This is a genomic window from Ruegeria sp. AB5 (assembly GCF_056542645.1).
This window is the reverse complement of the sequence record NZ_JBQGAE010000021.1, coordinates 33017-55447: the sequence shown is the minus strand read 5'-3', so window position 1 is coordinate 55447 and position 22431 is coordinate 33017. Positions and strand designations below refer to the sequence as shown.

General features: G+C 58.2%; 22 protein-coding genes and 1 tRNA gene. 14 read left to right on the top strand and 9 right to left on the bottom strand.

What is annotated here, in order from left to right:
* Nucleotides 1-482 precede the first annotated feature (482 nt).
* Together ACR0L4_RS21900 and ACR0L4_RS21895 are read left to right on the top strand one after the other, a co-directional pair.
* A tRNA-Met gene (locus tag ACR0L4_RS21900) sits at nucleotides 483-559 on the top strand.
* A gap of 218 nt (nucleotides 560-777) precedes the next feature.
* Nucleotides 778-1596: a DUF2189 domain-containing protein gene (locus ACR0L4_RS21895; protein ID WP_480515131.1), complete on the top strand. Its 819-nt coding sequence runs from the start codon at nucleotides 778-780 to the stop codon at nucleotides 1594-1596.
* Between the two features lie 152 nt (nucleotides 1597-1748).
* On the opposite strand, the gene ACR0L4_RS21890 is transcribed toward ACR0L4_RS21895, so the two are convergent.
* Together ACR0L4_RS21890 and ACR0L4_RS21885 are read right to left on the bottom strand one after the other, a co-directional pair.
* On the bottom strand, nucleotides 1749-3932 hold the full coding sequence (locus ACR0L4_RS21890; protein ID WP_480515129.1) for an esterase-like activity of phytase family protein: 2184 nt from the start codon (nucleotides 3930-3932) through the stop codon (nucleotides 1749-1751).
* Nucleotides 3933-4065: 133 nt separating this feature from the next.
* The gene (locus ACR0L4_RS21885; protein WP_480515127.1) at nucleotides 4066-5541 is read right to left on the bottom strand and encodes an NAD-dependent succinate-semialdehyde dehydrogenase; all 1476 of its coding nucleotides are present in this window, start codon (nucleotides 5539-5541) and stop codon (nucleotides 4066-4068) included.
* Nucleotides 5542-5826: 285 nt separating this feature from the next.
* On the opposite strand from ACR0L4_RS21885, the gene ACR0L4_RS21880 reads away from it, so the two are divergent.
* From ACR0L4_RS21880 to ACR0L4_RS21865, 4 genes are all read left to right on the top strand, one after another.
* Nucleotides 5827-6906 carry a hypothetical protein gene (locus tag ACR0L4_RS21880; protein ID WP_480515125.1) on the top strand — a complete coding sequence of 360 codons (1080 nt, stop codon included), beginning with the start codon at nucleotides 5827-5829 and terminating at the stop codon, nucleotides 6904-6906.
* A gap of 248 nt (nucleotides 6907-7154) precedes the next feature.
* The gene (locus ACR0L4_RS21875; protein WP_480515123.1) at nucleotides 7155-8273 is read left to right on the top strand and encodes a hypothetical protein; all 1119 of its coding nucleotides are present in this window, start codon (nucleotides 7155-7157) and stop codon (nucleotides 8271-8273) included.
* A 22-nt stretch (nucleotides 8274-8295) separates the two neighbouring features.
* Nucleotides 8296-10227 carry an AAA family ATPase gene (locus ACR0L4_RS21870; RefSeq protein WP_480515121.1) on the top strand — a complete coding sequence of 644 codons (1932 nt, stop codon included), beginning with the start codon at nucleotides 8296-8298 and terminating at the stop codon, nucleotides 10225-10227.
* Nucleotides 10224-10556: a hypothetical protein gene (locus tag ACR0L4_RS21865; RefSeq protein WP_170754470.1), complete on the top strand. Its 333-nt coding sequence runs from the start codon at nucleotides 10224-10226 to the stop codon at nucleotides 10554-10556. The genes ACR0L4_RS21870 and ACR0L4_RS21865 overlap by 4 nt, the downstream gene beginning before the upstream one ends.
* Nucleotides 10557-10582: 26 nt before the next feature.
* Here the strand turns inward: ACR0L4_RS21865 and ACR0L4_RS21860 are convergent, their stop codons facing one another.
* Nucleotides 10583-10726, bottom strand: coding sequence for a hypothetical protein (locus tag ACR0L4_RS21860; protein ID WP_480515119.1), 144 nt, complete (start codon nucleotides 10724-10726; stop codon nucleotides 10583-10585).
* Nucleotides 10727-10731: 5 nt separating this feature from the next.
* On the opposite strand from ACR0L4_RS21860, the gene ACR0L4_RS21855 reads away from it, so the two are divergent.
* Genes ACR0L4_RS21855 through ACR0L4_RS21845 form a run of 3 tightly spaced genes read left to right on the top strand, consistent with a single transcriptional unit; the run spans nucleotide 10732 to nucleotide 12992 of the window.
* Entirely contained in the window at nucleotides 10732-12069 is a 1338-nt protein-coding gene (locus tag ACR0L4_RS21855; RefSeq protein ID WP_480515117.1) for a DUF6638 family protein, read from the top strand.
* A gap of 1 nt (nucleotide 12070) precedes the next feature.
* Nucleotides 12071-12337: a hypothetical protein gene (locus ACR0L4_RS21850; RefSeq protein WP_170754474.1), complete on the top strand. Its 267-nt coding sequence runs from the start codon at nucleotides 12071-12073 to the stop codon at nucleotides 12335-12337.
* 10 nt (nucleotides 12338-12347) lie between these two features.
* Nucleotides 12348-12992 (top strand): DUF1523 family protein, encoded by a 645-nt coding sequence (locus tag ACR0L4_RS21845; protein ID WP_170754476.1) that lies wholly within the window; start codon nucleotides 12348-12350, stop codon nucleotides 12990-12992.
* Between the two features lie 32 nt (nucleotides 12993-13024).
* On the opposite strand, the gene ACR0L4_RS21840 is transcribed toward ACR0L4_RS21845, so the two are convergent.
* The 6 genes from ACR0L4_RS21840 to ACR0L4_RS21815 form a co-directional block, all read right to left on the bottom strand.
* Nucleotides 13025-14119 carry a flagellar basal body P-ring protein FlgI gene (locus ACR0L4_RS21840; RefSeq protein ID WP_480515114.1) on the bottom strand — a complete coding sequence of 365 codons (1095 nt, stop codon included), beginning with the start codon at nucleotides 14117-14119 and terminating at the stop codon, nucleotides 13025-13027.
* Nucleotides 14116-15123 (bottom strand): flagellin, encoded by a 1008-nt coding sequence (locus ACR0L4_RS21835; protein WP_480515112.1) that lies wholly within the window; start codon nucleotides 15121-15123, stop codon nucleotides 14116-14118. Before ACR0L4_RS21835 ends, ACR0L4_RS21840 begins: the two co-directional genes overlap by 4 nt.
* A gap of 2 nt (nucleotides 15124-15125) precedes the next feature.
* Nucleotides 15126-16577, bottom strand: a complete 1452-nt coding sequence (gene flgK / locus ACR0L4_RS21830) for a flagellar hook-associated protein FlgK (protein ID WP_480515110.1) — start codon at nucleotides 16575-16577, stop codon at nucleotides 15126-15128.
* A gap of 33 nt (nucleotides 16578-16610) precedes the next feature.
* Complete coding sequence (locus tag ACR0L4_RS21825; RefSeq protein WP_480515108.1) at nucleotides 16611-17906, bottom strand: flagellar hook protein FlgE; 1296 nt, start codon at nucleotides 17904-17906, stop codon at nucleotides 16611-16613.
* 91 nt (nucleotides 17907-17997) lie between these two features.
* A complete protein-coding gene (locus ACR0L4_RS21820) occupies nucleotides 17998-18837 on the bottom strand; it encodes a flagellar motor protein MotB (protein ID WP_480515106.1) in 840 nt (279 codons plus the stop codon).
* An 86-nt stretch (nucleotides 18838-18923) separates the two neighbouring features.
* Nucleotides 18924-20261 (bottom strand): FliI/YscN family ATPase, encoded by a 1338-nt coding sequence (locus ACR0L4_RS21815; protein WP_480515104.1) that lies wholly within the window; start codon nucleotides 20259-20261, stop codon nucleotides 18924-18926.
* 86 nt (nucleotides 20262-20347) lie between these two features.
* On the opposite strand from ACR0L4_RS21815, the gene ACR0L4_RS21810 reads away from it, so the two are divergent.
* Genes ACR0L4_RS21810 through ACR0L4_RS21790 form a run of 5 tightly spaced genes read left to right on the top strand, consistent with a single transcriptional unit; the run spans nucleotide 20348 to nucleotide 22425 of the window.
* Nucleotides 20348-20737 carry a FlgB family protein gene (locus ACR0L4_RS21810; protein WP_170754567.1) on the top strand — a complete coding sequence of 130 codons (390 nt, stop codon included), beginning with the start codon at nucleotides 20348-20350 and terminating at the stop codon, nucleotides 20735-20737.
* Nucleotides 20738-20749: 12 nt separating this feature from the next.
* Nucleotides 20750-21136, top strand: coding sequence for a flagellar basal body rod protein FlgC (gene flgC, locus ACR0L4_RS21805; protein WP_480515102.1), 387 nt, complete (start codon nucleotides 20750-20752; stop codon nucleotides 21134-21136).
* Nucleotides 21137-21148: 12 nt separating this feature from the next.
* Nucleotides 21149-21439 carry a flagellar hook-basal body complex protein FliE gene (fliE, locus tag ACR0L4_RS21800; protein WP_170754492.1) on the top strand — a complete coding sequence of 97 codons (291 nt, stop codon included), beginning with the start codon at nucleotides 21149-21151 and terminating at the stop codon, nucleotides 21437-21439.
* Nucleotides 21440-21442: 3 nt separating this feature from the next.
* Nucleotides 21443-21715 (top strand): flagellar biosynthetic protein FliQ, encoded by a 273-nt coding sequence (locus ACR0L4_RS21795; RefSeq protein ID WP_170754494.1) that lies wholly within the window; start codon nucleotides 21443-21445, stop codon nucleotides 21713-21715.
* Nucleotides 21715-22425 (top strand): flagellar hook-basal body complex protein, encoded by a 711-nt coding sequence (locus ACR0L4_RS21790; protein ID WP_480515099.1) that lies wholly within the window; start codon nucleotides 21715-21717, stop codon nucleotides 22423-22425. Before ACR0L4_RS21795 ends, ACR0L4_RS21790 begins: the two co-directional genes overlap by 1 nt.
* Nucleotides 22426-22431 lie beyond the last annotated feature (6 nt).

Genomic DNA, 22431 nt, shown 5'->3' with positions numbered 1-22431 from the left:
GAAGGCGGCCGCACCGTCGGCGCCGGCGTTGTGTCGAAAATCGTCGAGTAATTGGTTCTGGCGAAGAGATTATTCGTCGAGTAATCTCGGATCCAACCGATGAAACAAAGAAGGCCGCTCCTCCGAGGGCGGCCTTTTTTGTGTCCGACGGTTGCACGTCGGAGTACAATTGGCAGCCGATCGCACAGATAATCGATGCAAACAAATCAGCTATCAAGCACCAAACCCATGGTGCCGCACCTATGTGCGTCACACACAGGTCGATGACCGGCAACCTTTTGTCATACAGCGAGAATTTCCTCGAATGCATACTGTTCTGTCCCGGTTTGCATTCGCCTATACTTGCCGCATTTCGACGGGCCGGATCAAAAGAGAATTCCTGTCAGACAAGGTTCGCCAAAGCATCAGGACGATTCCGAAAGTCTTTGGTGTTTTCCCTCTTGACCCTCATCGACCACTCCCGTAAATCGCCTCTCACTCGTGGCGGAGTAGCTCAGTTGGTTAGAGCAGCGGAATCATAATCCGCGTGTCGGGGGTTCAAGTCCCTCCTCCGCTACCACCGATCCCCCAAAATGCTTCGACACGACCACCCAAGATCGCCGACCGTTTGTCCGTAGCGCCGCTTTCGGTCGCTGGGCACATGATAGCACCCTTCGTTTCGCTTGCTCTCATGCGCGACGTCATGCAGACTTGTACCGAGAGCGCGTAAATCTGTCCGGATGCGGGGTCTATGTGCAGGCCAGTCAGCATAGCGCTATGCTTTGGGAGGAGTGTGTCATGACATCCAAAACCAAAGGTACTGCACCTACGGACAATCTGGTGCCGCGTCAACAAGCTGTACCTCAAGTCAACAGGGTAACGTTTGAAGACATTGCCGAGTCGCTGAAGGCCGGGTTTTCAGACTTTCTCGCGCGTCCCGTCCTGAGCGGCTTTTTCGGCCTGTTCTACGCCCTTTTCGGACTTACAATGGTATGGGTTCTGATCTGGCTGGGCAAAATCTGGATGATCATCCCCGCCATTGTAGGCTTTCCGCTGGTCGCGCCTTTCGCGGCAGCCGGGCTGTACGAGATATCCAGAAGGTTGCAGTCGGGACAAAGCTTCGGCTGGTCAGAAATCCTTACAGTCATGGCCAACCAGCGAAAACGCGAGATGGGCTGGATGGCCTTTGTCACCTTGTTCATATTTTGGGTGTGGGTCTACCAGGTTCGGCTTTGGCTGGCCATCATCCTGCAGAATGCATCCTTCTCGGATTTTGACGGGTTTTTGACCACCGTGTTTTTCACTCCCGAGGGCTGGACGTTCCTGGCTGTCGGCACATGCATCGGCGCCTTTCTGTCTGCTGTACTTTTTTCGGTGACCGTTGTCGCCATGCCCATGCTGCTTGACCGGGAAACCAATTTCGTTTCTGCCATGCTAACGTCAATTCGCGTCGTCACCGAAAATCCTGTTGTTATGCTCAGTTGGGCGGCGATCATCTCGGTCACAATGTTGTTGTCGCTGGTTCCGGCGTTTCTGGGCCTGATCTTCACCCTGCCGATCCTGGGCCACACAACATGGCATCTGTACCAGCGGGCCGTTGCGCCAGCGGATGTGTGACCCTCGATACGACCCGGCAGAAACGCCAATTCACCACAGATCTCGCATTGCCCTGTTTGGCTAGGCCCGCCTCAGGCTAACGTGCAACTTCTTATGTAGGCAAAAAGACCCCGCACAGTCCTGCGCGGGGTCCGTCAGCGCATTTACGGCGATCAGTTCCCAGCCGAAACCGACCCGATGGACCAGAACATCGTCTCGCCCGAGGCATCGTCGACGCCGTCATTGTCGGTCATCACAAACGCCTCGCCCGAGGGCAGGATGGCGAGACCTTCGATCTTGTCCAGAACGTAACCTCCGGTCGAGGTCAGGTCGGGCAGTAGGTCGCGGACCTCTTGCTTGCTGACCACTGGCAGAGGGCCGCCCAGCTCGGCAGGGGTCATTTCGGACAGCGGGATACGATAGATCTTTTTGGTCACGGCGCGGTGGTCGTGCTGGTTGTCACGTTCGATTACGTAAACATGCTCACCAAAGGCCACGATCTCTGACAACCCGACCCAACCTGTTTCGGGATCGGCCTTGGGATAATGCACCGCACCCCATTCCTTGGTCTCAAGGTTATAGGCGACCAGTTTCACGTGGTTTTCCGGATCGTCCTTCCATTCGCGCTGAACGGCCATCCACAGGGTGTCGCCGACGCGGGTGATGCCTTCAAAGCCAAAACGTTTTTCGACGGCCATCAGTTCCGGCGGCAGGCCGATCTCGCCTTTGCGGTCTTTGATCATGCCATCCTTTGACACGTGGTAGATCGCATGTGGGATGACGCGGTCGGTACGACCTTCTGAGGCGACGTAGAACCCGCCGTTGCCGTCCAGTGTGATACCTTCCATGTCGATCTTTTGCGCCGGGCTACCGTCCTGGCGATGAACGCGGATCACGTCGACGATACGGGCTGGCTGTTGGCTGGGGTCAATCTTAAAGATCGAAGGCTGGAAGCCATAAAAGCTGTCATTGACCGCATAGATCATGCCGTCTTCGTCGGCGACCAGACCGGACAGAGCGCCCCACCCGATCAGCTCATCCGCACCGGCAGAGGTCAGATGTGGATAGGCGGCAGGGGCGTCCTGATATTCAAAGATCGAAACATGGGCACGCGGGCCGCCATCTTCGATCAAGTCTTTTTCATTGGCCGAGATCAGCAGGTTGCGTTCGGGGATGGCAACATAGCCTTCCGGGCCAACGCCCGAGGGCAGCAGCTGTTTCAGCACAGGGTTTGCCGGATCAGTAGCGTCATAGACACCCACAACCGAGGCGCGCTCGGCCCCAACAAAGATCATCGGCGTACCGCCAAAGGTCGCTGCGGTCACGCTTTCAGGCTCAACACCTTTGCTGTCCGAACGTTTGTCGGGATAGTGGCCGATCTGGATGATGGCTTTTTCGAAATCGGTACCGTTTTCGTAAACAACGGTGCCGTCCTTGTGGAAGATGGTCCAGCCGCGCGACCCGCCCTGATAATCGCCTTCATTGGCGGTGGCAAAATGGTTGTCGTCGATCCATTTCACCGCGTCTGGTTCGCGCAGTCGGCCCGGTTGGCTTTCGGTGAAGATCAGTGCGCCGCGTTCGTCGGTGGCGTCGATGCCTTCCAGATCAACCGCGCCCGCCGAGAAATGGCTGACCACGTTGCCGTCTTTGTCGACAACAGCGAGGTGGTTGTTTTCCTGCAGCGTGACGACGGTTTCGCCAAGGCCGTTGATGTCAACGAATTCCGGCTCGGGATCGGTCGGGGCAACCTCGGCCAGACCGGTCAAGGAGGCCATGTTCATGCCCGCGCAATCCAGCGCGCCATCCTTCAGCGGCACCAGCGCCAGCGACCCAGCGGGCAGTTGCGGGATGAGGCCGTCATTCAGATCTTCGTCACGCTCATTCTCGATGGCGACCGCGACAAAGCTGCCATCGGGTGCGATGGCTACACTGTCGGGCTGGCCGCCCAGATCGCAGGTGCCAGTTTCCGCCTTGCCCGCGATATCGACCGAGATCAGCTTGCCTGACGGCGCGATATAGCTGTCGGATGTGTTCACACCGACAAACGCGGTCGCGCCCACGATACCAACCGAGGTCGGCTCGCCACCCACATCCAACGCGCCCAAAGGCGCCGGGTTCGCTGGGTCGGTGATGTCGATCATCCCGATCGCACCCAGCGGGCTGTCAGTGTAAACCAGCGTCATGCCATCGGCGGTGGCCGCGATGATTTCGGGCGAGGTTTCGCGGTTGGTATCGGCCCCCTCGGCCATGTTCTTGACGACTGGGAAAGACGCAATTCGGTTGAAATTCATTTCTGCCATGGCCTGACCTGCGGTCAGGGCAAGGGCAGATGTCAGGCAGACACAGCGCAGTGACATCGTTTGGAATCCCCTCTCACTTGGATGAGAGTGGAATGACCACGGTTCATTGCGGAATTGTGACGGTTGGGCTTCAGTTTTGTGACAAGCGAGGTCGAAAAGGCCACCGCCCTAGGGCGATGGCCAAATCTGATCAGATCGACAGGCAGATGTATTTCATTTCCAGATAGTCTTCCATGCCGTGACGGCTGCCTTCGCGGCCCAGACCGGATTGTTTTACACCACCAAACGGGCCCAGCTCGGTCGAGATGATGCCGGTATTCACACCAACGATGCCGTATTCCAGCGCCTCGGCCACTTTGTAAACGCGGCTGAGGTCTTTGGCATAGAAATACGAGGCCAGACCAAAGATCGTGTCATTGGCCATGGCAATCACGTCGTCTTCGTCCTCGAACTTGAACAGAGGCGCCAGCGGGCCAAAGGTCTCGTCCTGGGCCACCATCATGTCTTGCGTCACGCCGGTGACGATGGTGGGCTGAAAGAAAGTGCCGCCCAGATCATGGGGCAGGCCGCCGGTCAGCACCGCGCCGCCCTTGTCGGTGACGTCCTTGATATGCTCCTGCACCTTGGCAACGGCGTCATCGTTGATCAGCGGGCCGGTGGTGATGCCTGCGTTCAGGCCGTCACCGACGTTCAGCGCCTCGACCGCGGCCTTCAGCTTGGCGGCAAAGGCGTCATAGACACCGGCTTGCACATAGATGCGGTTGGCACACACGCAGGTCTGGCCGTTATTGCGGAACTTGCACATCATCGCGCCTTCGACGGCGGCATCCAGATCGGCATCGTCGAACACGATGAAGGGCGCGTTGCCGCCCAGCTCCATCGAGCATTTCATCACTTGTTCCGAGGCCTGCCGCAGCAGGATGCGCCCCACCTCGGTAGAGCCGGTAAAGGTCAGCTTGCGCACGCCGGGGTTTTCGCAGAACTCCTTTCCGATCTCGCTGGCACGGGACGAGGGCACGACGTTGAACACACCGGCCGGGATGCCGGCCTGTTCTGCCAATGCGCCCAGAACCAGCGCGGACAAGGGTGTCTCGGCGGCAGGGCGGGCGACAAAGGCACAGCCCGCTGCCAGCGCCGGTCCGGCCTTGCGGGTGATCATCGCGTTGGGAAAGTTCCATGGCGTAATCGAGGCCGCAACGCCGATGGGCTGTTTCAGCACCATGATGCGTTTGTCGCGCTGATGGCCCGGAATAGTCTCGCCATAGATGCGCTTGGCCTCTTCACCGAAAAACTCAATGAATGAGGCACCATAGCCGATCTCGCCCACCGCTTCGGCCAGCGGTTTGCCCTGTTCGGCGGTCAGGATCTTGCCCAGATCCTCGGCGTTTTCCATCATCAGATCGTACCAGCGGCGCAGGATCACCGCGCGTTCCTTGCCGGTCAGCTTGGCCCATTCCTTTTGCGCGGCCTCGGCCTGGGCGATGGCACCTGCAACCTGCGCACGGCTTAGGTCGGCGACCTCGGCGATTACATCGCCACGCGCAGGGTTGGTGACGGAAAACGTCCCATTGTCACCTTCGACCCACTGACCGCCGATATAGGCCTTGGTCACCAGCAGATCAGGATTTTTGAGAAGTGATTTCAGATCAGTCGTCGCGTCCAACATGGGGTAGTCTCCGGCAGAATTTGAGTTGCGCGCACCCAAACAGGTGTGGCGGGTTTTGTCTATGGCCACTCTGTTGGGTGGATCAACCCAGTTTGACCGTGCGTCCGCGCAGCCCCGCGTTGCAGCTGTGCCGCAATGTACGCCAACAGGTCCAGTTGGGCCTACGCGCCTTTCCTTTCAGGCCCGAGTTTGTCAAAGTTTCCATGATTGTAGAGGTCAAGGGGATGTAAATTGGCGTAACATTCCCTATCTATTTGGGTATATAAGGAAAAAGGGATAGCACAGATGTCGAACCAGCAATTTGAGGCATTGATTGAGGAAACTCAGGCCAAGGTGCGTGAGTCGCAATCGCAGATCGAAGGCCTGACCTCGCGGATCGAGGCTGCACGCGCCAAGATCGGCACAGCCGAGGCGGATATCGACATCGAGAACGCCACTTTGGAAGATGTGCATACCCATACCGAGGTGATGAACGCCAATATCGCCGAGCTGATCATGGGTCTGGATGACGTCACCAGCGCGTTTTCCAAGGATTTTGACGAGATGCGCTCAAAATCCGGGTGGGAGACATTTGTCGGCATCTTCTCGAAGGGTAAATCTGAATCGATGCGGCAGGAGCGTATGCGCACCGCCAGTATCGACGACAAACTGCAGGACCTGATCGCCAAGTCCGACGTGATCGTGAAACTGCTGGAAGGGCAGCTGTCGGTTCTGGAAGAACAGCGTGTGAAGGTTGAAAACAACCTGACCGGCACGCTGGATGACCGCGAGGCCACCGTGGCCGAGTTGGAAGCGCTGCGGGCTGAAATTCAGGGCATGGACCCGACAATCATCACGCTGGAAAACAAGATCAGCGTTGAACAGGACGCCGCCGCACGGACCCAGCTTGAGACCGAACTGGCCGAGCTGAACAAGCAATATAACGCCAAGGTTCAGGAAGAGCAGGTCAAGCTGGCCAAAAGCCAAACGCTTGAGCGCTATATCGAAAAGGGCAAGACCTGGGTCGATTCCCTGCAAAACCAGGCGGCGACGCAGATGGTTCTGATCAACAAGCTACAGACAGACACGCAACAGCGCGTGGTGCTGTATGACGCCCTGACCAAATCGCTGAAAACGGCCCAGCAGCAGGACGTGGCCCACCGCATCAACGAGATCGGCGTGCAGACCGACCAAGAGGCGCAAACCGCCATGGCCGCCATCGGCACCGCGACCAACCAGAAAATGGCCGACATGCTTGAGGCGCACGAAGACCACATGGTCTTTGCCCGCGACGTGCTGGAGAAAAAGGCCAAGGCGGACGAACGCTTTGCCCGCCGGTTTGCCTCGATTGTCGAGAAGCATGATGAGAATTTGTATGGGGGCTAGAGTGCCAGACAGGGGTAGCAATCGTCTTTTTTCGATTGGTTTTACTTTGCTAGTCTGGCCATTTGCGACAGTTTTTTTGGCAAAATTGTACCAGCAAACCGATCCCTCTAATCTTTCAACACTTGGCTGGCATATAAATGTTTGGCTGCTAATGGGCGCGAGCATTGTTATTGGTCTGATAGTGTTGATTTGGTTCCTAATATCGAAGTTGATAGCCTTGACTATTCGATGGCGACACAGAACGTCCAATGACTGACCCCACCCAAGACCATGTCGGCCTGACAGACACCTTCGCCTCGCGCCGCTATTTCCGCAAATTCGAGGTGATCACCGTCCACCTCCTGCGCGTGGCCGCGACGATGGAGGCCGAGGGCGCGATCAGCAAACAAGAGGTGCGGATCGTATCGCGTTACCTCTCAGGATTACTCTACACCTTCCGCGCGCTCAGCATGAAATACCTGCTGGTCGGGCGTGATACGGGGCGGTTCTTTGGCAGCCTCGCCATGGACAAACGCGACAGCGGGTTTCCGGTCGCGGCTGAACTGTTGACCATGGCTAATGACGCGCAGCAGGCGCAGGTGCATCTGGCAAATATGCCGTCCGAGGATGAGCTGAAAACCGACATGGTGCGCACCATCATTGGCGACCGGGAAATCCCGACCAAGCTGCAATTCGCGCTGTCTCAAAGGCTCTATTACGAGGAATTGCTTAAAGGTCAGCTGTTCTGGGCCCGCAACGATCCCGAATGTCACTGGATTGGCAATGAGGGCGAGCGACGCAGGTTCCTGCTCCACTGGGCGGTCTATGACAGCCAGATCAACCTGCCCGTCATCTACCTGATGGAATTGGAAGATAGCGGGCGCACGGCCCTGCCCAAAGACCAACGCCGCTGGCCCGAGGTGCAAGCGCATCTGATGGCGCAATCCTTGGGCGGGTTGAAACTGGTGACCATTGCCAAAGGCTTTGATCAGGATTTCGACGACCTGCACCCCAAACACCTGCGCCGCATCCATGTGGGGCCAATGTATTCCTCGGCCTTTACCGAGCAATCCGGCCCGCTGCGGCAGGTGCTGGAGGATGCAAAATCCCCTCAGGGTCAGGATTGGGCGCTGGCTTGGACCACCGAGGTGCTGCAAAGCGAGGATGTGATCCAGGAACGCTCGGGCTGGTTCGGAACCGTTGACCGCGAGGTTTTTGCGCTGGACCCGTTCGGGGGGCAAGGGGCCGAGACCGGCGCGACACAAACCGAACGCTCAATCATCCTGCCCCAGCGCCCGTTCCAGGTGCTGGCCGAACGCAACCCGCCGGGCTTTGGCGACGTGCGCAAGTTCGTCGTCAGCAAGGCCGGGCAGGTGTTGAGATATTGAAGACAGTAAAGGCGATTTTGAGATGAGTTTGACGTCAGACCAGATGGAATTGCGCGAAGACGATATTCGCAAGCACTACACCGCGGCCACTGCCTTGCTGAACGGGTTCGAACACGCCCCGCGGATTGCCAAAGCGGTTGAGGCCGCGGTTGAGCGGTCTCCGGGTGTGTCCACGGGTCGGCGGTTTCGGTCCACCACGCCGGGTCTGGTGACACGGCGCACTGTGCGGGCTGACGGGGTGCATCTGGTGGAACGGATCGAGGCGTCGGACGATGGCGATACGCTGGTTTCTCCGCCGCAGGCCACCACGCAACAGGCCATTCGCCGCGCCATTGCCATCGCTCTGGCCGTGGCTGAGGCTTATGCCGAACAAACCCCGCTGGCCGATCTGAAACGCGCCAATCTGGCGGGGGATTTGCCCGCCGCCCGCAAGACTGAATTCTCGGAACTGCTGACGGCCGAGGCGCTGATCACCTCGCACACATTCGGCAATGCGCTGGCCTATTTGATATCATCGCATCTGGGTGAAACCACGGTTGATGTCGGGGAAATCGAAGAGGTTCTGACCGACAATGGCCAGCTTGCCCTGCACGGCGCCCTGTGGGAGCTGGACCAGACCCTCGCCAAACACGCCCCCGACGACGCCCATCTGATCGCTGCCACCAGCGCCTATGCCGAGCAACTGATGGAGAAATCCGCCCTGCGCGCGCAGTCCGCAGGTCAACTGGCCCCGTTCCAGAACGCCGCCTGGCATATCGAGGCAGATGATCTGACCATTCGCGGCTTTGAACCGGCGTCAAAAGCCAAATCCACTACGCTCACCATGACGTTCAAGAAACCGAACGAGGTGGTCGGCAACCATATCGCCAAATATCAGGCGATGAAGCTGGCCAAGATGGTGATGGCCTATGATTTCGACCGCCGCCTGAACCCGTTTGCTGAGCTTGGCGGGTTCATCTTTACTTTCATGGGCGACGGCAAACCGGGCACCGGCAAAACCACCCTGATCCAGATGATGGCTGGTCTGATCAACGATTACTGCCAGAACGCGGGCTATCCGTTCCGCTATCAGAACCTGAGCACCGACAATATCGACAGCTATCAAGGCAAGTCCGGCCAGAACGCCAAGGCGTTCATCAACACGATCATCGACCCTTCGGTCATCGGCTTCGGCACCATCGACGACATCGATCAGCTGGCAGGCAAACGCGGCGACCGGCAGTCCTCAGCCGGGCAGTTGGAAATCACCGCCGTGCTGATGGAGAGCTTTGCGGGTGCCAACACCGTCGTGCGCGGCAACTGCACCTTTGGCATGTTCTCGAACTACCCCGAGAATGTGGACGACGCCCTGCGCCAGCGGGCGGGGGCGCGGTTCCTGGTCGACGGGCCGCAAACGCGTGAGGATTACATCGACATCCTGCATCTGCTGATGGGCCGCAATCACGACATCCCGCTGGGCGAGCACAAAGCCTATGCCGCTCAGGAGATCAAGAAGGCTGTTGCCGCCAGTTTCGAAAGCCATTCCCGCCCGCATGAGGACGCTTTGTTGCAGGTCTATGATCGGGTGTCGGGCGAGATCGGCCAGATGGACACGATCGCCAAGCTGGGCACCTACCTGAAGGCGATCCAGCAGGCGGACGAACGTTTCACCGGCCGCGCGATCAAGAACATCACCGACGCAGTCAAGGTCCGCGCGATGGATTTCGAACTGTCCGACGAATGGATGGAAAACCCTGACCTGTTCCTGTTCCGCGACTACGACGCCAAGAAAGCCATGATCGAGGACCTGCGCCAGCCGATTACGGTTGAGATGGTGATCCAAGAGATCAACCGCTACGCCGACAGCGAGTTCCGCTATGCCGACAAGAGCGACGAGGTCGCCATCGAAAATGCCGTGCGTGAGATGGGCCGGATGGAAGAAGCCAAGAGGCGGTATCTGGAGGGGAAGGGGTGACCTGTTTGATCGCCATAGGTCTACCGCTACTGCTGAGTACTGCGATTGCTATACCAATGGGTTTACGAGCCTATCGCACGGCTCGTGCGTCCAAAGAGCATGGAAAGGAATGGCTGCTTCCATTCTTGGCCTATGGTGCGGCTTGTACTGTTTTAGCAGTTATTGCCAGCTATGCTTTGATGGATGTCTTTGTCGACCGATTTGCTGTGGACGTTGGCAGTACTAATCCCGCAGATGTTATGGCCTATTTCCAGTTACAGCTTGGATTGATTTCATTACCTCTTGGTTTCGCTGTTATTTTTGCATTTGCAAATGGGCGGCGCACATGAGTTTTGAGTTAGTGGAAAACGGGATTCTAGTTGAAGGTGATATCGCGGCGCACCCGCGACATGCCCGACCCGCCCACGTCGCGCCGGAAGCACGCCTTTGGCGTGACGGCGGGCGCGTTCCGCACCCACCCTCGGGCCGGGCGCAGCGCTACCGTTGTGCGGAAAGGCAAATCTCATGATCCGCCTCATCGAAAAAGGCCTGATGTTCGGCAACCTCGTCCACATTTCCAGCCCGGCTCTGGTCGAGCGGTATAACCGTGCGCTGCATCATCTGGCGGGCAAAACCACGGCACTGACGGATTTCCATGTCGATATCTCGGGCTATTCGCCGGAGGTGGGGATTGAGCTGGACGACGAGCTTTACCTCAACCCTAACGGGGTCAACCGGCAGTTCATCCTGTTGACGACCGAGCAGAAACGCGCGCCTCTGCTGAACGTCAAATTCTCGACCTCACGTGATATCCTACGCGAATTCATCGAGATGAACGAGGCGCAGCTGTTCGCCCTGACCGCCACCGATGCGGTGGCCGGTGAGCTGGTGAATTCGGTCATCACACTTACCACCCCGCGCGATTTGTTCAACATCAAAAAGATCGAGATCGAGGCCGACACCGCAGGTGGTACCCTGCGCAAGGCCGAGCAACTGGCGGGCATGGTCGAACGGTTCAAGACAGAAGAGGACGCCTGGTTCGACGATGTGCTGATCGCAAAGATGATCGAAACGGCAAAGGAAACCGGCGACGTCACCCGCAATCCCGTCCATCTGCGCCACACCGAGTTCGAGCAGTGCAACTTTTGGACGGCACATTTCGACGGGCTCTACTTGTTCCCGGATCTGGACCACCCGGCAGCCATTTGCATGGGGGACACGCCGGATGATCTTCCCTTGAAACACGTGTTTCATAAGTCGCAGAGCAATCAGATTGCCAAGTTCCTCGGTTTGAACGGTCTGGTTCAGACCATCATCGAAGCGCGGGGCGTGGACTCGGCGGCCATTCTACAGCAGAAGATGGATTTTCTGACCGTTTCCGCCGCAGCAGATGCCGATGTCGATCTGACCGGGCTGGATCGCAGCGACATGCGCCGCCTCGCGCGCAACCACGCGGATCGCTTGCCTGATGCGTATCACGGGCTTGCCCAACTCTTGCGCTGGGCGACCGATGGCGGATCGTGGCCGCGGATCACCTCGGACCATCCCGCCTACTTCTATACGTTGCGCGCAACGGACACCCCGTCCCGCGATCTGGTCAACATGTTGCTGTCCGAACTGGCGCCGTTGGATCCGCGTCAGTTGTTCATCTGCCACAAGGAACTGTTCTACCGTACCTACGCGACTTGGCCCGAGACCAAGAAAGCCTTTGTTGCCGACTTCCTTGCGCGCGAGTATCAGGTGGATAAGGCCGGGGCGCGTGCGGCACTGTTCGGTCATGAGCCGGACATGTCGGGCGAAGATCGGGTGAGCGAGGCCGTGATTGCACGGGTCGGGCCCTGGGGTTCGGTGAGGAAGGGGTAAGATGTTCGGAGCAATGCGCCTGTTTCTGATCCTGCTGGTGATCCAGACTGTTGCGTATTTTGCGCTGTCGCTCTATTCGCGCAGCTTGCGGCGTCGCAAGCTGGAAACCTGGTGGGACGAGAAGGGTAAACAGGGCAACAAGCAGGCGTTTGTCGAACGCGGCCTGCATGTCTATGACAACTCGTTCCGGCGCAAACTGATCCTGGGCGTCTATATTGTCCCCTGGATCGCGATCGGCGCGCTGATCTATATCGTGAACTACATGTGAGGGTTACTGCATGGCCTATTTGAAATGGGCGTTCATTATCATTTTCTGGGGCACGATCGCTGCGGTCCTGCAATACTCTCTGCCGCAACGCGATATCGTGCGGATTGTGAATACTTATGAAGAGAGGCAGGATCTGAATGACTGGACGCGGATCTTCTGGTCCGAGCCTGAAGATCAATCGACCAGCCTGTCGAACCGCGACGTGCAGTTCATTCAGGCGGTGCGCGCCAATGGCAAACCCATTGTGTACCGGAACGAGGATACTGGCTGGGGCTGGCCGCCGTATTTCAAGTTTGACACTGCGAATCTGTACACTGAAGCGAATGACGCGATTTCAAACAAGAATGACCCCGAATGGGTCGTCGTGACCCACTACGGTTGGCGCAATGAATTCATGTCGATTTTCCCGAACGCCGTGTTCATCAAACATGTCGAAGGACCGGATGTGCGAATTATTCCATGGTTCAACATCATCTTCCTGACTGTTTTTGCTGCCGTGGTTTGGGCCCTTTGGGTGCGTTGGCGCAGGTTCCGTCGGGCGCGTATCGATCCGATGCTGGAGTCCATGGAAGACGGCCTCTACGCGGCGGGCGATGCCATTGATGAGCGCCGCGGCCGGGTGCGCCGTTGGTTGGACAGTTGGAAATCGAAATAGGTCCCAATGAGCTGATGAACCGGGTTCGAGGGCTATCGAACAATGAATTCGGCATGCAGCGCCCCGGCCGCTTTGATTGTCTTCAATATGTCGATCATGTCGCGAGGTGAGACGCCGAGAGCGTTCAGACCTGCGACAACCTCGGACAGGGTCGTGGCTTCGGGAATTTCCGCTAACCCTGTGCCTTCCTCTTCTTCGATCCCGGCGAACGTGCGGGGCACCACGACGGTTTCGCCCTCTGCGAAGGGGTTTGGTTGAACCGCAATCGGAGCCTCTTCGACTGTCAGGGTCAGATTACCCTGAGACACCGCCACCCGTGAAATGCGGACTTCCTGCCCCATGACGATGGTACCCGAACGTTGATCGACCACGACTCGGGCCTTGGTTTCCGGTTCAACCAGAATGTTCTCGATCCGACCGATTGCATGTGCTGTCGACACGGCCTGAGTAGCCGCAATGTTCAACTCGACGGTTCCAGAATCCCGCATGATGGCCACGGCGCGGTTGAACTCGCGATTGATGGCGGTTTCGATTCGGCCCGCCGTGGTAAAATCAGGCTCACGCAATGCAAGCCGCATCTGAGTCAATGTCGAAAGCTCGAAATCAATCTCGCGCTCGACCCGCGCCCCAGACGGGATCACGCCCGAGGTCGGAACCCCGCGCACAACCGTTGCGGCTTCTCCTTCGACAGATGCACCTCCGGCCAGAACCGTGCCTTGGGCTACGGCATAGATCTGCCCGTCCGCAGCATTCAGCGGAGTCATGATAAGGGTCCCTCCCAAAAGGCTGTTTGAGTCGCCAATCGCCGAGACGGTGACGTCGATCTGCCCCCCAACCCGCGCGAATGGCGGTAGGCTGGCGGTGACCAGTACGGCCGCGACGTTTTTTGGACGGAAATCCTCACCATTCACGTTGACACCCAGCCTTTCGAGGATGTTGGACATGATTTCTTCAGTGAAGGGCGAATTGCGCAAGCCGTCGCCCGTTCCATTCAAACCGACAACAAGCCCGTAGCCGACCAGATCATTCCCGCGCACCCCATCGAAATCCACCAGATCTTTCAGACGGATTGCACCGGCAAAGACCGTGCTGGGCAAAAAAGCCAAAAGTAGAACAAGGACCTTCATCTCAGGAAATTCACCAACGACAGGTTCGCATTGCGAACGGTGACAGCGTAAAGGCTTTCAAGTTGGTATTGAACGGTTTGCAAGTTGGTGGCCGTATCATACGGATTGGCCTCGATCAGGGCATTTCGGCTGTATTCCAAGCTGGTGCGTAGGGCAGCGTTGCGGGTTGCCGCTTGTTCGACGCGCGCCTCGGCCGCGCCGATCTCGGCCCGAATTTTGACCGTTTCATCCTGAGTATTAGCCAATGCAACCCCCAACTGTTTGAACAAACCCGTTCGTTGATCCGTGGGTATGGCGAGGGCGTCATCCGCAACAAGTGCGACAATGGCCACGTCCCGCAGTGTTGCTTTGAACGCCGGGTCGGTTGCCGTAGTCGGCATAGAAATGCGTTCATTCTCGGCAATCTGCATCGATGACAGCGTCGTGTCAGACCCTTGGTAAATGACCGCATCAAATCCCGCGGGGTCGTTGAACCATGCATTCGCGGCGTTTCTAATATCGGTGACGGTCGTCAATCCTGTCAGTTCGGCCTCAAGCGCAGTCAGCAGAGTCTCAGCCGAAGGAAGCGGTGAGACATCCGTGGCAGTGCCCGAGAACAGGCTGCGACCGCCGATACGGGTGTTCAATGCGGACACCATGGTATCCAGCTCATTGCGGGCCTGAACCGAAGCCTGCTCAAGTGTGACAGTCTGGTTTGCCGTGTCGAATGCCAGCAAGGACGCCGCCATTTCTCCGGTCGATTCGCTGAACATCGTTAGGCTTTGCTGCATGGCATCGGTGAACAATTTGGCTTCGGCGGTCGCAATGCCAAAGGCATCCAGCCGCGTCAGGCTGCGGTCCAGATCAAGCAGGTGCGAATAGTCGCCGCCCAAATGACCGGACACATCCTGTACTTTCCCGGTCGACATTTCGTAGGAAAGTGTTTCGATCCGTTGCTTGATCTCGGTTGACCGGGTCTGCAAAGTCAAGCCACGTGCAAGATCGCCTATAGACGTCAAAGTCATGTTCATAACCTCAGAAGGGTTTCCATCAGCTCATCTACGACCGAGATGAGACGGGCATTGGCCGCGTAGGCCTGTTCGATCTGCATCAGGTGTTGAAGCTCTTGATCGGTATCCACACCTTGTTCGGCCTCGAGCAGGGCCATCTGCTGTTGAGCGCCGGTTGCGAATGTTTTGCGTTGCTCGGCAGCATGGGCATTTGACCCCGTGCGGGACATCATCGCCTCGGCAATTTCTGCGGCTCGCATGGATCCGGTGCCAAAGATCGCACCTGAAACCGGTCTTGCATCGTCCAGAATGGCACTGAACGCCTGTAATTGTGTCGCCTCACCGGGATCGTTCGGAACGGTGGCCCCGAGCCCTGCGCGCAGTTTCCAACTGTCGCCGCTGGTATCCGGGTCAACACCCGAGTTCAGGCCAATCCGTGATGCCAGGCCTGAAAGCGCCGTCAGGTCCAATCGGTTGCCCCCGTCGGTGAACAATCCGGGATCGGTTGGCAATGCCGTTGGGTCCAGCCCCGGTGTTTCGAACCGCTCGATCAGATCGCGGGCAACGGTGTCGAGCTGGTTCTGGGCTTCGGGAGCAACGTTGTCACGGATTTCGAACTGAGCCGCCAATGAACCGCCACGGATTTGCGCGGTATCGCCGCCAGTTCGTACCGGGTTGCCATTCATTTCCAGCCCTGACAACAAGCCGTTTGCCATAGTCATATGGGGTCGCGTGTCGCCCGTGGTTGTGAAGGAGAACTCGGCGGCTGTACCTTCAAGCAGGATCAGCCCGCCATCCGAGTAGAGAGAAACGCGGTCATTGTCGCGTGGCACGACATTCACCGGGATCAGCTCGTTGACCTGGTCAATCAGGGTTTGGCGCTGATCGAGAAACGCGTTGATGTCACCGCCGGAATTGCGAATCGCAGGAATCCTGGCATTCAGGTCTTCGATATCCTGGAGGGCCTTGTTCAGCACAACAACCTGTGACCCAATCGTGCGATCGGCATCCGAGCGCATCTGGCGCAAGCCTTCGGATGCTCGGTTCAGACTGTCTGCGAGGTCGCGGGCGCTTCGGGCTGCCTGATCCAGACGTTCCACCGAATCTGGCAGGCTGGCTGCGGTGATTAGATTGCCTTCGAATTCGGCCAAGCGATTGGAAAGCGACGCCGGATCTTCCGCTGTGCCTACAAGACCCTCGAACCGCGAGTGAAAATCCGACACGCCGGATCGATAGGCCACGTCCGCGTCGGTGGCGCGGCGATTGGCGGTCAGTACCGGATCCTGATGTCGGACAATGCCCGCAACGCGCACGCCGTTTCCTGATATCAGGTTTGTGGTCAGTTCCAGCGAGCGTTTTGCGTAGCCGGGCGTCAAGGCGTTTGCGATATTCCCGGAAACAACCGACGCGCCGCGACTGGTGGCGGTCAGGCCGCTCATGGCGTTGTTCAAAGCTGTCGACAGATTCATCCGACGGGTCCTTTCCGGTGGTCAAAGCCCATATCAGCGTTTGATGTTGGTGGTTTCCTGAAGCATCTCATCAACGGTCTGGATCACTTTGGCGCTTGAGGAGTAGGCGCGCTGTGTCTGGATCATCGAGGTCAGCTCGGTTGCGACATCTGTGGTGGATTCTTCACGTGCAAAGGACACGAGATCTCCGGTCGGGCCTTCGCCAGCGTTCCAGAGAAAGAATGTGCCGCTTTCGCGTGAAGGCGCATAGGTCTGGCTGTCAAGCGCAGTCAGCCCATTGGGATTCGGAACATCTGCCAAAGGAATTTGGAACATCCGGCGGCTGACGCCGGTATCATAAAACGCATAGACATACCCGTTTTCGTCAACCTGAACACTGGTCATTGTTCCAACCGCCGAACCGTCGCGCGTAATGGATACGGGCGCGAATGTGTCCGACAATTGCGTTATTCCGTCTGCGTCGCCGATCTGGCCAATGTTAACCTCCATCGGGCCACCTGCAACGTTCACGACCACGCTGCCCGTCGCCGGATCAAAGGCTCCGCCGGAAACTGTCGTCACGCTGGCAAGGGTACCGCCAGCGGTGCGGCTGTCGGTGAAGGTCAGCGTGTATTCCCCGATCACCGCGCCTCCTGATGCTGAGTCGCGCATGATCATTGTCCACTCGTTGCTTGACCCCGCAGCCGGAACCGTTGGTACCAGCTCGATATCGACGCTTTCGGATTTGCCGAGATTGTCGAAGTATTCGACCGACAGAGGCTGGGCATCCCCCGGCGCGCCCGCATCCGTTGCTGTCGCAGGAAGGTTCATCCGCAGGTTCATCTGCGTCGTCGGAGCACCTGACAGTTGATTGACGCTCAGTTGGATTGGTTCCAACGCTGCTGGCGTGTCCCTTGGAACAGCGGGAATTGTACCATCCGCGTTTGCCCGCCATCCCAGTAGGACCAGGCCCGATTCAGTTACCAGATAGCCCTGGTCATTGGTGCGGAATGATCCGGTTGTCGTCAAAAGCATCTCGTTCGAGCCACCCGCAATCTGCGAGCTTGGTCGCACCGGCAACATGCCTCGCCCCCGCACGGCCAGATCGGTCGAGTTGTTCGTTGTCACCAGTGAGCCGCGTTGATCAATCAGGCGCTGACTTGTCGTACGCACGCCGCCGGCCGAATAGCTACCGCCCTGGCCTGAGGTGACCATGGAGTGAAAATCCGTCTCCACCCGCTTGTAGCCGAAAGTCGATGAGTTGGCGATGTTGTCTGAAATTGTTGCCAACCTGTTCGCATTGGCTTTCAACGCAGCCACGCCAGCATTCAGCGAAGAGGAAATTGTCATGGGCACGCCCTTCTGTTGCGTCAATCGTTCCTGCAACAGGTAACGCGCCGGGCCTTAACAGCGCGCTAACAGGTAAAATGCCACCTATCCTTTAGCGGTTTCGCAGAAAAATCACTTCGATCCGGTTGTTTCGCGGGGCCATCGGGTTCTCGCTTGACAACTCTCGGTCAGCATGCCCGGTCACCCGGTCAAGTCTTTGATCCGGAAAACCTTTGTCTTCCAGCATCTGTCGTACGACCTGTGCACGCGCGGTCGACAGATCCCAGGCGGGATTGTCGACAAGAACCACCGGCGACGCGCTGACATGCCCTTCAACAGCAACTGCATTTGTCACCAGATCTGACGCGCGGGCCACCAAGAGCGTCAGCGCCCGCATCATTGCTGTCGGTCTATCGGTTTCCGATTCGAACAGAGGCTGATCTTCTGTATCAAACAGCTCGACCACCAGCCCTTCATCGGTGACCCGTGTGACGATATGTTTGAGGACTTTATCCGACACCATGCTTTCACCAGTGCGGCCCAAAAGCTGCGCTTCGAGCGTCGAAAAATCCTGTGCCGCTCCACTGCCGCTGCCATCCGCGTCCACGCCAGTGGATCCGCGCGCCTGTCTGGCCTCGGTTGGGTGGCGGGCACTGGCGCCTGAGCCGTCCATCACCATCGTTTTCTCGGAGAACATGTTGTTTCCGCCAAAGGCTCCGTTCCCGCCGCCCGAGACCGGGTTGACCGGAATTGTTGGCGAGAAATAATCCGCCAACCCCTTGCGTTGCTTTTCAGTCGTTGCGTTTAGCAGCCACATCAACATGAAGAAGGCCATCATGGCCGTGACAAAGTCTGCGTATGCGACTTTCCACGCGCCACCGTGGTGGCCACCGCCACCTGACACACGCTTCTTCTTGATGATGATTGGCGCCGCATTGCCTTGCGCACCCATCTCCACCACCTTCTATCACCCGTTCACAGGCGTATCAGCGCAGGTCTTAAGGGCGGCTTAACATCTAAAACTGTTCGGACTTGGGGTCATCGCGGCAGACCCGTTGCCGCCCGTCTCAGAATCAGCGATAATCGGTCGAAACTGCTTTCGATCCCCTCGGGGTCCTGCTTGCCAAAGAAACTGTCCAGCTCTTCATGGACGCGCACCGCCTGATCCAGTAGCGGATCAGAACCTTCAGAATACAGCCCCGCCCTGATCATCACCTCAGACTGCTCGTAGCTGCCGACCAGTTTTCGGGTCTCTTGGATCATTTGATTCTCGGCATCGGACGCCGCGTTGGGCAGGCTGCGCGACACAGACCGACTGAGGTCAATCGCCGGGAACCGCCCACGCTCGGCGATCTCGCGACTCAGCACGATATGACCGTCGAGAACGCCGCGCAGAATGTCGGCCACCGGTTCATCCATATCGGACCCTGCAACCAGTACACTGAACACGGCCGTGATATCGCCCTGAGACTGCGTCCCCGGACCGGCCCGTTCGCAGAGATTGGCCATCAAGGGCGTCACGGAAGGAGGGAACCCGCGCAGCGAGGGCGATTCCCCCATCGCCACGGCAATTTCGCGATGCGCTTCGGCAAAGCGTGTGACCGAATCGGCCAGGAACAACACGTTCAGTCCCTGGTCACGCAGGAATTCTGCGACCGACATGGCGGACCACGCGCAGCGGCGCCGTACCAGCGCCGATTGGTCCGAGGTCGCGGCAACGACAACCGACCGCTTCATCGCCTCAGGCCCCAGCGCGTTGGTGACAAACTCGTTCACTTCACGCCCGCGTTCACCAACCAAGGCCACCACGACCGCGTCCGCCTGCATCGACCGGGCCAAAGTGGCAAGCAGTGAGGACTTTCCGACGCCGGATCCCGCAAAGAGCCCAACACGCTGGCCCCGTACGACCGGCAGCATCGTGTTCAGCACCGCGAGGCCGGTGGCCATGCGGTCTCCCAACGGTTTGCGGTCCACGGCGGGCGGAGGAGCCTGCATGATATCCCGCACCCGCGCCCCGGCCAGCAACGGCTTGCCATCCAGGGCTTTGCCGAACGGATCAATCACGCGGCCAAGCCAATGCATCCCCGGAGCAAATTCGGGCGAAGGCGTCAGGATCACGCGATCGCCCAGGCTGATCCCGTCCGGGGCTGCACCGGGCAACATATGAATGTTCTCAGCACCCACATGCAGAACCTCACCTGCCAGATCGGGACCGGAGCGACGATGCAGGGTCAGCAAATCTCCGATGCGTGCGTGTTCGGTCAGACCACTGACCTCAATCCCCCCATGTGCCACAGCGGAAACAAGCCCCACGTGCCGCACCGCAGTCATCCGGTCGAATTCGCATTTCAGAAGCAAGGGGTCTAGATCGGACATCTTGGGTCTCCAACTGGTTTCTGAAAACGCTTTCTAAAGGAATCGGGGTTAAGCCTTGATTGAAATTGATCGAGGGAGAAGCCCCGATGTTCTCTGACCTGAACGTCTTTAAGACAGCGTACGCAATGGCAACCCATGCCGGGCAACGGCAGGCGGTTATTGCCCGCAACATGGCCAATACAGATACGCCCGGCTACCAGCCGCGCGATATCGAGGCCTTTCAATCCGCTTTCGAAAACACGGGCCCCCGAACCGGGATGACCGCCACCCGGCAAGGTCATCTGAACGGCAACGGCCCGATGGGTCAGCCTTGGGCCGAGTATGATGCCCAGCCCAACGGCGACCCCAATGGCAACGGTGTGTCGGTTGAGGAAGAGATGTTCAAAGCGATTGAGGTCAAGCGTCAGCATGACCGGGCTCTGACGATCTACAAATCGTCCATGAACATTCTACGCAGCAGCCTCGGTCGGTCATAAGGGAGGCGCATGATGAGTGATTTTTCCCATTCCCTTGCGGCCTCAACCAGTGCCCTGCGCGCCCAGGCGGCGCGATTGCGTCATGTGTCCGAGAACATCTCGAACGCGGATACGCCCGGGTATCGGCGCAAGACAGTGCCTTTTGAAGCTGTTCAGAAAGACGGGAAGACGATGGTGCAGGCCGGTCGCGTGCAACTGGATCGCCGTGACCTGTCCCGCATTCACGACCCCAGTCATCCGATGGCGGATGCAAGCGGGCACTACCTTGGTTCGAATGTCGATCTGATGATCGAGATCGCTGACGCACGCGAAGCTCAGCGCAGCTATGAGGCCAATCTCAAAATGTTCGATCAAACGCGACAAATGTCGTCGTCACTGATGGAATTGCTTAGAAAATAAAGGAAAGCCAGAATGGATATCCGATCCCTGACCGCCGCGCAGAACTACGCGGTTGCCCGTCCTGCAACTCAGGCCAGTCCCGATCATGAACCTACGGCGCAGGGCTTGCGCTCAAGCTTTCAGGACTTTGCCACGACGCTGAAACACAGCGAGCAGATGTCTGAGATCGCGATGACCGGGCAAGTTGACCCGCATGCTCTGGTACAGGCTTTGGCCCAGACTGAGCTGGCCGTCGAAACCGCTGTGATCGTCCGCAACAAAGTGGTCGAAGCCTATCAGGAAATCCTGCGGATGCCGGTCTGAGCGATGCTGAGCGAAGGTCTCTTCTACGACATCGTGCGCCAGGCGCTTTGGGTCGCGGTTATCACCTCGGTCCCCATTCTGGCGGTGGCGCTGGTGTCGGGGCTGGTGGTTGGTCTGTTCCAGGCGCTGACCTCGGTGCAGGAGATGACACTGACCTTCGTTCCAAAGCTGATCGCCATCGTGATCGTGTTCTGGATCTCGATGGGATTCATGACCCAGACCTTGGTCACGTTTTTTACCGGCACTCTGGTTCCGCTGATCGCAGGAGGTCGCTGATGGATACCGCCTATGTCACCCTGTCCCGCCAATCCGGGCTGATGAACGAAATGCGGCTGGTGGCGAACAACATCGCCAACGCCAATACGACCGGTTATCGCGCGCAAGGTCTGGTGTTTTCGGAATTCGTCCGCGACGTGCCAGGCAATCCCTCATTGTCCATGAGCCGTGCGGAGGTGCGCAACACCTCTCAGCAACAGGGTGTCCTGACCCAGACCGGAGGGCAGTTCGACTTTGCCATCGAAGGAGACGGGTTCTTCATGGTCGAAACGCCCGAGGGCAATCGCTTGACACGCGCAGGCAGCTTCACGCCGAATGCTCAAGGGGATCTGGTCGCAACAGATGGCGCGCGTGTGCTCGACAGCAACGGGTCGCCTGTATTTGTCCCCCCTGATGTGGCCTCGATTGATGTCGGCACGGACGGCACACTTAGCGTCGAGGGGCAGCTTTTGGGTCAGATCGGTGTCTATCGGGTTGCCGATTCCAAGGACCTGTTCCGTGAAGGAAACACTCGGTTTCGTGCCACCGGCAATGTAGATCCGGTTGACGAACCTGTGGTTCTGCACCGCTTTCTCGAAGGATCGAATGTCAATGCCATCACACAGGTGACTCGACTGATCGAAATCCAGCGCGCCTATGAACTGGGCCAAAGCTTTCTTGAAACCGAAGACGAGCGGGTGCGCGGCGCGCTCAAGGCGCTGATGCGCTAAAAAAGG